This window comes from Nitratireductor sp. GZWM139 (genome assembly GCF_030068685.1).
Classification (GTDB): Bacteria; Pseudomonadota; Alphaproteobacteria; order Rhizobiales; family Rhizobiaceae; genus Nitratireductor; species Nitratireductor aquimarinus.
This window is the reverse complement of record NZ_JAMQML010000002.1, coordinates 360,251-366,455: the sequence shown is the minus strand read 5'-3', so window position 1 is coordinate 366,455 and position 6,205 is coordinate 360,251. Positions and strand designations below refer to the sequence as shown.

5 protein-coding genes and 1 tRNA gene are annotated in these 6,205 nt (G+C 58.9%); 4 read left to right on the top strand and 2 right to left on the bottom strand.

Annotated features, from left to right (window positions below; genetic code table 11):
- The first annotated feature begins 44 nt into the window (after nt 1-44).
- Nucleotides 45-1,538: an AAA family ATPase gene (locus tag NDI72_RS04140; protein ID WP_283799709.1), complete on the top strand. Its 1,494-nt coding sequence runs from the start codon at nt 45-47 to the stop codon at nt 1,536-1,538.
- A 269-nt stretch (nt 1,539-1,807) separates the two neighbouring features.
- Here the strand turns inward: NDI72_RS04140 and NDI72_RS04135 are convergent.
- Both NDI72_RS04135 and NDI72_RS04130 read right to left on the bottom strand, forming a co-directional pair.
- Nucleotides 1,808-1,883 (bottom strand) — tRNA-Lys (locus tag NDI72_RS04135).
- A gap of 104 nt (nt 1,884-1,987) precedes the next feature.
- The gene (locus NDI72_RS04130) at nt 1,988-2,905 is read right to left on the bottom strand and encodes a PhzF family phenazine biosynthesis protein (protein ID WP_206994196.1); all 918 of its coding nucleotides are present in this window, start codon (nt 2,903-2,905) and stop codon (nt 1,988-1,990) included.
- A 303-nt stretch (nt 2,906-3,208) separates the two neighbouring features.
- Here NDI72_RS04130 and NDI72_RS04125 point away from each other — a divergent pair, with 303 nt between their 5' ends.
- From NDI72_RS04125 to NDI72_RS04115, 3 genes are read left to right on the top strand one after another with little or no spacing between them, the layout of a single operon-like run.
- Complete coding sequence (locus NDI72_RS04125) at nt 3,209-4,411, top strand: efflux RND transporter periplasmic adaptor subunit (protein WP_283799707.1); 1,203 nt, start codon at nt 3,209-3,211, stop codon at nt 4,409-4,411.
- On the top strand, nt 4,306-4,998 hold the full coding sequence (locus NDI72_RS04120; RefSeq protein ID WP_283799725.1) for an ABC transporter ATP-binding protein: 693 nt from the start codon (nt 4,306-4,308) through the stop codon (nt 4,996-4,998). Before NDI72_RS04125 ends, NDI72_RS04120 begins: the two co-directional genes overlap by 106 nt.
- Nucleotides 4,992-6,200 carry an ABC transporter permease gene (locus NDI72_RS04115; protein ID WP_283799705.1) on the top strand — a complete coding sequence of 403 codons (1,209 nt, stop codon included), beginning with the start codon at nt 4,992-4,994 and terminating at the stop codon, nt 6,198-6,200. The genes NDI72_RS04120 and NDI72_RS04115 overlap by 7 nt, the downstream gene beginning before the upstream one ends.
- Nucleotides 6,201-6,205 lie beyond the last annotated feature (5 nt).

The window sequence follows — 6,205 nt, the reverse complement described above, 5'->3', positions numbered from 1 at the left end:
GGGATACACCTTAGCTGACTGTCCGATTTTCCGGGACCACTTCATTGTCTGACGAAGACGCCGAGATTCTGGCTGGCATCCCGATCAGCGAATTGAATTTGGCTTTTCGTCCAGGCCGATCTGTCGATGCTGCAACTGATGCTCTCGACGCTTATTTTCTGGAAACGAAGTCGCAAGAAGACGAAGAAATCTACGAAAAATCCAAGGAAATTCAACCGCTTCCACTCATTGAAGACCTGCCTGGCCTTGGCGAAGCGGCCGAATGGGGTCGTGAGCTGGCTATTGACCTCGCAGACTGGAAGGCTGGAAAGATTTCGTGGGATGATGTCGATCGCGGCATCTTGCTGAGCGGCCCGACGGGCACAGGGAAAACGACATTTGCAGGTGCGCTTGCGAGATCTTGCGGCGTGCAGATCATCACGACGTCAGTTGCAAAATGGCAATCGCGTGGACATCTCGGTCAAATGCTTGCGTCGATGAGATCAGCTTTCGACAGCGCAAAACGAAAAGCGCCGTGCATCATCTTTATCGATGAGATTGACTATGTCGGATCGAGAAGCGACGTCGAGAGCTGGAACAGCGACTACGATCGCAAAGTCATCAACGCTCTGCTCGAACATCTCGACGGCTTGGAAGGCCGAGAAGGCGTCGTCGTCGTCGGCGCGACGAACAAACCTAACATCATCGATGAAGCAATTCGCCGTCCTGGGCGTCTTGATCGGCATGTGGAAATCGGACTTCCAGATAAAAATGACCGAGAGAAAATTCTGCGCTGGCACCTGAAGGGGGCTCTAGACGGCGTCAAAATTGTGGACATTGCCGAGCGTACAGAGGGTTTTTCAGGCGCAGGTCTTGAGCAAATCGTACGTGGAGCGCGGCGTCTCGCTCGTCGTCAACGTCGTGACATGATCATTGATGATTTGATTAGCCAACTTCCTCAATTGACCCCGATTTCACAAGATTTTCAATGGCGCATCGCCGTTCATGAAGCTGGCCACGCCGTAATTGGTCGACGTCTTCAAAACTGGCGGATCTCTGGCATCTGGATCTCGACGCATCATCGCGACGATACAGGCTACGGCCGCACAAGCATTGATGAAGAGTTGACACCACGGACTACGAAATATCTCTTCGATCACGCTGTCTGCATGCTCGCAGCTATGTCGGCCGAACGTGAATTTTTGGGAGATCACTCTGAAGGCGTAGCCTCTGATCTCTACGTCGCTACACACGACATCTATCTTATCGAAGCAAAAATCGGCGGCGGGCCGACCCCAGCTTTTTTATGCGATTTGAAAGGCGACTGGCAGAGCGATGTGAAATTTGATCACGAGCTCAGACATCGTATCGAGAAGAGGCTCGATGAAGCGCGAGAGACTGCTGATCGTCTCGTGAAAGAGCATCGCGATGAGATCTATATGCTCGCGAAAGTGCTTCTCGATGTCAAAAAAATGTCGGCGCAGGACGTCGAACAATTTTTCAATGAGAGCCAGAAAGTCAGACTTTCACTCGTGCAGATGTCGACAACGATTCAATGATCGCCGCCGCCAAAGCCACATCGAAGGCCACATCAGGGCCACATCGAAGGCCACAGCCAATCTTGTTGACATGGCTAGCATATGCTGGAGTTTTTGAAATGTGGCCTTGGTGCGGCCTTGTGGCCTCGCTTGCTAACAAGCCCACTATCATAAGTCTTTAAATTCATTGAGAAATTTNGGAGTTTTTGAAATGTGGCCTTGGTGCGGCCTTGTGGCCTCGCTTGCTAACAAGCCCACTATCATAAGTCTTTAAATTCATTGAGAAATTTTGGTGGGTGATACAGGGCTCGAACCTGTGACCCGCTGATTAAGAGTCAGCTGCTCTACCAACTGAGCTAATCACCCGACCGATCCGTGCGGCGAAGAAGTTGCCGTCAACCGAATGACCGGCTCCTTAAAGGGTTTTTCTCAAGCTGGCAAGACACTCTGACACGGGTTTGTCACTTTTCTCAAATGAACAGCCTTCCCTCCGCCACGCGAACCGCTTGGCCACCGATCCGGGCAGCCTCTATACGGCCCGCAAACGCTTCAATTTCAAGGCGTATGCTCGATGGACGGCCCATTTCCAGCCCCTGCTCGATCAGAAAGCCGTGCGCGCCGTCCACAAGCGCGTCATGGCGCATTATTGCGCCGGCAAAGGCTGCCGCGGCCGATCCCGTGGCCGGATCTTCACTGATTCCCAGATCATTGCCGAACATGCGGGCATGAAAGGCGTGATCGTGATTCACCGTCTCGCGGCAATAGACATAGGGATTGGCCACGCGCCCGTTCAGCTCCGGCACCAGAGAGGACCAGAGTGCCGGATCGAACCTGGCGCGCGCGGCCACATCGAGATTGGCGACCGGCACGCAGACATAGGGAACGCCAGCGCTCCACACGCCAACAACGTGGTTCTCAAAACCGATCTCGTGATGGCCGAGCCCAAGTGCGGCCGCCACCGCCTCCGGCTCAAAAGAACCTGCCACGGGTTCGGGAAGCTTCGGCAGGTCGAACTCGGCATAAGCGGCCTGCGCGCCGAGCGACACCGCACAGCGCACCGGCCCGACCGTCTCTTCCAGCATCAGGATCGAAGTCTGCGCGCTCCCCCGCCCTTCGCCCGCCCGTTCCGCCAGGGCAATGGCCGTGCCCACCGTGGGATGGCCGGCAAACGGCAGTTCACACCCCGGCGTGAAGATACGCAGTCTGGCGGCGTGGTTCTTTTCGTCAGGCGGAAAGACGAACACGGTCTCGGAAAGATTGAACTCGCCGGCGATCCGTTGCATGGCCGCATCGTCCAGTCCTTCGCTGTCAAGAACGATGGCCAGCGGGTTTCCCGTGAGGGCCTCGGCGGAAAAAACGTCATAAATATAATAGTTTCGCCCGTTCATCCTGCCTCCAGATAAAAATGCACTGCCCGGAGCGAAAGAGTGCTCTCGTCCAGTTTCCTGCCATCTTTTGTCCACTTTCCTGTTACCACGTTAACGTCATAGGCGCGCGCTCAATGCTGCGATGGGTCCATGAAAAAGACAGGCAGCGATCCACAGGGGATCGCATCGACGCATGTTCGAGGCACTAGCCAAAAAGCCAAGCCTTCCCAGAGAAAAAAACGCCGATGGCCGCTAGCGCTGCCAGTCGCCGGGCTTGTTGCGACCGGCGCATGGTTTTTCGCCGGCGCGCAATCCGGCCAGACCATGGCAGGCTATATGAGCCAGCCGGTGGAACGCGGCGATCTGGTGGCGCGCGTGGCAACGACCGCCGTCTTGCGGCCGCGCACGCAGATCCAGATCTCCAGTGAGCTGAAAGGAACGGTGCAGTCCGTCCCCGTGATGCAGAACCAGCGCGTGAAACGCGGCGATATCCTCATCCAGCTTGATTCCACCATATTCGAGTATGAGCTGGAGCGCTCGGCCGCACTGGTCGAAGCCGCCGAGGCGGGCCTTTCCGATGCGATGATCGCCCTTGAAGAAACCGACCAGAAGCTCACCCGCGCAAAGGCGCTGCGCCATCGCAATGCGCTCAGCGAGCAGAAGCTGGAAGACGTGCAGGCCGAGCGAAACCGCGCCGCCAACCGCGTCGAGACAGCCAAGGCCGATCTTGCGGTCAAGCAGGTGGATCTGAAACTCCGGCGCTTCGACCTGAGCCGCAGCAGAATCCGCTCGCCCATTGATGGCATCGTGCTGGCGAGAAAGGCCGAACCCGGCCGCACCGTCTATGCATCTTCGGAAGACAGCGTTCTGTTCATCCTCGCCGAGGATCTGGAAAGGATGGAACTCATCGCCAAGGTGAACGAAGCCGATATCGGATCGATTGCCGAGGGACAGGAAGCAACCTTCCTGGTGGACGCCTATCCCGACCGCACCTTCAGGGCGACGATCCGCGACGTGTCGTTCGCACACCGGCGCGAAAACAATCTCGTGACCTATGAAGCCAATCTGGATGTGCGCAATGACGATCTGAAGCTCAGGCCGGGGATGACCGCATCCGTTTCGATCACCACCGACGAAACGACAAATGCGCTTCTGATCCCCACCAGCGCGCTGCGCTATCGGCCGCAGACGGTTGAGCCCGAAAGCTCCGAGGAAACGAACGCCGAAGACGCACCGGGCAAGGCGCTCGTTCATGTGCTCGGAGAGGATGGAGAGCCGCAGCCCGTGCGCGTGGAGCTCGGGGTGCGCAACTGGGAGAAAGCGGAGGTTCTTTCCGGCCTGACTGAGGGGCAGCGCGTCATCACCGGCGATGCGCTGCACACGCAACAGCGATGGACGCCGAAAACGCTCGCACGCCGCTCATCGCCTTCGAGGCCGTCTGGCGCAGCTATGGGGCAGGCGACACGCAGGTTCATGCGCTGGCCGGCGCGAGCTTTGACATTGCCCGTGGCTCCTTCGTGGCGGTGACCGGCCCCTCGGGCTCGGGAAAATCGACCGCGATGAACATTCTGGGCGCGCTCGACGTGCCGACGGGTGGCGCGTACCACTTCATGGGCGAAGATGCCGGCACGTTCGACAAGCCCCGCCGCGCCGACCTGCGCAACCGGCATATCGGCTTCGTCTTCCAGGGCTACAATCTCCTGCCCCGCACCACGGCGCTGGAAAACATCGAGCTCCCCCTTATCTATCGGGGCCTGCCAGGGCGCACCCGGCAGGAACTCGCGGAAGAAGCGCTCCTGCAAGTGGGGCTTGAAGGCCGTGGCCACCACACACCAAACGAGCTTTCCGGCGGACAGCAGCAGCGCGTGGCGATTGCGCGCGCACTGGTTTCTGAACCCACACTCCTTCTGGCGGACGAGCCGACCGGCAATCTCGACACCGAACGCAGCCATGAGATCATGGAGCTTCTGACCGCGCTCAACCGCGAACACGGGCTCACAATCGTGATGGTGACACATGAGCCGGACATCGCGGCATTCGCCGGTCGGCAGATCGGGTTTCGCGACGGGCGCATCGCCTTCGACAGCGCCACGGGGGACGCGGCGTCATGCTGATGCAGTCGATTCTGCTTGCGCTGCGCTCCATCGCTCGCAACAAGCTGCGCTCGCTGCTCACGCTTCTTGGTGTGATCATCGGCGTTGCCGCAGTGATCGCGCTTCTCACCATCGGCGGAGGCGCACGCGAACACATAAATGCGGGAATGGCGAATATGGGCAGCCGCCTCATCTTCGTGTTCGCAGGCGAACGGCCAGATCCCTCGGCTCCGGTGATAAACGAGGCCAAACCACTCACCAATGCGCATTTCAACGGCCTTGAAAAGGCCATTGGCAGTCAGGCCATTGTCGCGGCCGTCGCCACGACCAGTATGCGCGCCTCTTTTGGTGCGCGAAGCGTTTCTGCGCAGGTCACGGGTGCCAGCGAAAACCACTTCCTGCAACGCGAATGGAAGCTTGGACGTGGTCGCCTCTTTTCACCAGTGGAAGCCGAGAGCAGCGACAGCGTCTGCGTTATCGGCAGCCAGGTTTCAAAAGCGCTGTTCGGCCAGGAGAGTGCGCTAAGCGCGCGCATCAGGATCGGCCCGGCGCATTGCAGGGTGGTCGGCGAGCTGAGCGCGAGAGGCTCTTCCTTTTCCGGCCAGCAGGACATGCAGGTCTATGTCCCGCTCGGCCTGTTCCAGACCCGGCTCAGCGGCAAGTCGCAAATCGATGAAATATTGATCAATGCGCCAAACCAGGCCGCAATCGAACCGCTGAAAGCCCAGATCACGCAGGAAATGCGCAATCTGCGCCGCATAGGCCCCGGCCGCAATGACGATTTTCAGGTCGAAGACATGGCGGAATACATCCAGCAGACGGATGAGTTCATCGGCGGCATCACGGCCTTTCTGAGCGCTATCGCCGCCATCAGCCTTCTGGTGGGCGGCATCGGCATCATGAACATCATGCTGGTCTCGGTCACCGAGCGTACACGGGAGATTGGCATCCGCATGGCGATAGGCGCGCGTCAGCGGGACATTCTGGTGCAGTTTCTGACCGAGGCTTCCGTGCTGTCGCTGCTGGGCGGGCTGACCGGCATAGCGCTTGGGCTCGCCATCGCATGGGGCGTGACCACACTCATGGGGGTGCACTTCGCGCCCGGCCTTGCCGACATTGCCGCCATCACGGCCATCTCCATCGCCATCGGCATCGTTTTCGGCTTTTTCCCGGCGCTGCGCGGCGCGCGGCTCGACCCGATCGAGGCCCTGCGGCACGAATAGAGCAA